At 51.8% G+C, this 2753-nt stretch carries 3 protein-coding genes; all 3 read right to left on the bottom strand.

The annotated features are described in order from the left end of the window. Nucleotides 1-71: 71 nt before the first annotated feature. The gene (locus KQI17_RS13250; protein ID WP_216496671.1) at nucleotides 72-1646 is read right to left on the bottom strand and encodes an IS66 family transposase; all 1575 of its coding nucleotides are present in this window, start codon (nucleotides 1644-1646) and stop codon (nucleotides 72-74) included. A 286-nt stretch (nucleotides 1647-1932) separates the two neighbouring features. Then, on the bottom strand, nucleotides 1933-2286 hold the full coding sequence (gene tnpB / locus KQI17_RS13245) for an IS66 family insertion sequence element accessory protein TnpB (protein WP_216496670.1): 354 nt from the start codon (nucleotides 2284-2286) through the stop codon (nucleotides 1933-1935). Beyond that, complete coding sequence (locus KQI17_RS13240; protein ID WP_216496669.1) at nucleotides 2276-2638, bottom strand: transposase; 363 nt, start codon at nucleotides 2636-2638, stop codon at nucleotides 2276-2278. Before KQI17_RS13240 ends, tnpB begins: the two co-directional genes overlap by 11 nt. Nucleotides 2639-2753: the final 115 nt, after the last annotated feature.

Raw genomic sequence — 2753 nt, 5'->3', positions numbered from 1 at the left:
GTAAGCGGTAAATAACCCGTACCTTGACAAAGAAGGTCGGCGGCCACGCAAAGATGGCTGCCGACCTTCAGTTAAGAGTCTTTCCTGCAAATATCCGGTAGGTTTTCGGACCAGGGCATCAGATCCTCCAGATACGCCGGATCGGTGTCGTAGATGTGTTCCACCGTGACCGAAAGCAAATGCTTCAGGTATTCGTATGGCTTCAGTTGATTTGCCTTTGCCGTTTCAACAATGCTGTAAACGACGGCGCTGGCGTCTGCCCCTTTGAGGGAATCAATCACGTGCCAGTTGGATCTTCCAATCGTGAATGGGCGAATGGCTCGCTCGCTGGCCGAATTATCAATCGGGATATTTCCGTCCTTCAAAAAGACCTTGAGATATTTTTCCTGATTGATGCTGTACCGCAGACCGTCCTTCGTTTTCTCGCTCATCACGGTATCCGGATTGATCTCCTTTACCCACGCGAAGTAAGCCTCCACCAGAGGCTTTATATGCTCCTGACGGCGGCTGAGACGTTCCTCGGGGGGTAGTTCCCTGTATTCATCTTCCAATGCGTACATGGTTCCTATCCGCTCCAACGCCTGATATGCAATTGACTTCTTGATGCGCTGCTTGGACGGCCCTCCCGTTTTCTTCATCAGCTTTACCGCGTCTGAAAAATCACGGCGTGCATGCGCCCAGCAATGCGAAATCCGGATGTCATCCCTTCGCCTGTCCAAAGCGTGGTATCCGCTGTAGGCATCTGAAACCAGAGTACCGGAAAAGTCCTTGAGGAACTCATCCAAATGGTCGGCATTCCTTGTCTTTTGGTAATCATAGAGGACGATCCCACGCTCTTTCTCCAGTTCTCCGCTGCAGTAGACGAACATATAGGATTTCGCATTGGCCGGTCGCCCATCCTTGTTCACCTGACAGGGTGTTTCATCCGCCTGAACGATATCCGCCCGGCATAGCTCCTCGTGCAGCTTGTCATATACCGGCTGAAGATAGCGCTGTGCGCACCGGATCACCCAGTTCGCCATCGTCGGCTCAGAGATTTTGACGCCGTTGCGCTCGAATTCCTGGTGGAGACGGTACAGCGGTATGGCATTGGTATATTTTGCATTCATGATCGCCGCTACCAGAGACGGTGTCGCTATGCTGTGTGCAAGAAGCGTTGCGCCGCGCGGAGCGCGTACGATCCGGTCTTCGTTCTTTGCCGCGTACACAGCAGTATGGTGTTCCACCGCTTCTTTTACAGAGGGGTGGTACTCAAGACTCCAGCTGATCTCATCCGGCAGACGCTTCCAACCATCCTGTCCGAAAATGCGGGTAAGCTCGTCTTCGGACAGTTCGTGCATTTCTTTTCGCGTGGGAAGATCCTTGAGATCTTCTGCCAATTTGCCGCGCGGTCTCTTCGAGCGTGCAACGACAGCATCCTCTATCTCAGGCTCTTTTTCCTCTTCGTTGCAGACAACCTCCGCTTCGTTGAATGCGCTCAACTGACCCAGGCACTCAAGACGCTCGGTGCTGCGGCCAAAGAGATGCAGCTGCAGTTCTTCCAGACGTTCTTTGAATCGCGCAGCCTCATTTTGCGACTGCATAAGAAGGGACACAATCTCCTCCTTGCTCAGCTGATTCAGTTCCTCCGGCGTGTACTGCTTCATGCGTGGATTCTCCTTACCTCAGATGGCCTTATTATACTGCAAAGTAATGAATCATGCCACTTTTTCTTGCAATCGCTTTCGTCATAATGACTGTTGAAATCTTCTGTTTGCAGCTGCCGGGCAATCCACAAAAGAGCATTGGGACTGCGCTCATTCCTATTGCGCCGGCGAAAAGGTGGATAAAAGCAGTACCGAGAACTCGCTTTTTCCACATATCTCGGAAATTGCGATCCCCGGCACCGCTTTGGCAGATAATTTGCGCTGTATTTTCTCCGTTTTGACGGACTCAGCATAGTCTTTTCGGCGTAACCTGCCGTATCGTTGATACGATCGTCATGCCCTGCATCAGTAAGTCGAACTGCTCCTGCGTAATTGCCATGGCTTCTTCCTGCGTTCTGGGCCAGCGGAAGCGACCTGCAGAAAGCCGCTTATATAAAAGCAGATAGCCGTCTCCCTCAAAGACGATCCCTTTGATGCGATCCGTCTTTGTCCCGCAAAACAGAAACAGAACATTTTTCTCAGCAGGGTCCAGCCGGAACTGTTCCGCTACGACTGCGGCAAGACCATCTATCCCGCGTCTCAGATCCGTTCGGCCGCAGGCAATGATGATTCGACTGAATCCTTTCGCGTCATTCAGCAAGCTGCATCAGTCCTTTCAGGTGGCTCAACAGCTCTGCTGATACTGTATTGGATAACTCCAGTTCCATCTGTCCGAAGCGGATAACAGCGGCCGGAACAAACGATGTGTTTGCCGCATGGTGTTCCGGCAATGCTTTCGCAACGACAAGCTCAGTCAACACCGGCCGAGACTCTGGCCTCTCGATTTCCCGTACTTTTCCCAAGACTTCCCGTTCCCAGTGGTAATAAGTCTTAGGTGAACAGCCGTTTTCCTGACACCACCGTTTTACGCTTAGCCCGCTGCTCCGGCATGTGGCTACACGCTCTTTCCACTCCAAAAGTTTTGCCTGATGCTTGACTGCATTTACGTTCATTCTGCTTACCCCCACATACTATGTCTCGGGAAGTGTCGAGATTTCTCGATACCCCCCGAGACAGTATGCCATATCTGTTCCAGCCGGTACAGGTACGGGTTATTTACCGTTTACT

This window comes from Oscillibacter sp. MSJ-31, assembly GCF_018918025.1.
Classification (GTDB): Bacteria; Bacillota; Clostridia; order Oscillospirales; family Oscillospiraceae; genus Hominicoprocola.
This window is presented reverse-complemented; position numbering and strand designations above follow the sequence as displayed.

Bases quoted from the DNA above. Each gene is read 5' to 3' on its own strand.
- KQI17_RS13250 (WP_216496671.1), bottom strand. From the start codon at position 1,646: ATGAAGCAGTACACGCCGGAGGAACTGAATCAGCTGAGCAAGGAGGAG.
- KQI17_RS13240 (WP_216496669.1), bottom strand. From the start codon at position 2,638: ATGAACGTAAATGCAGTCAAGCATCAGGCAAAACTTTTGGAGTGGAAA.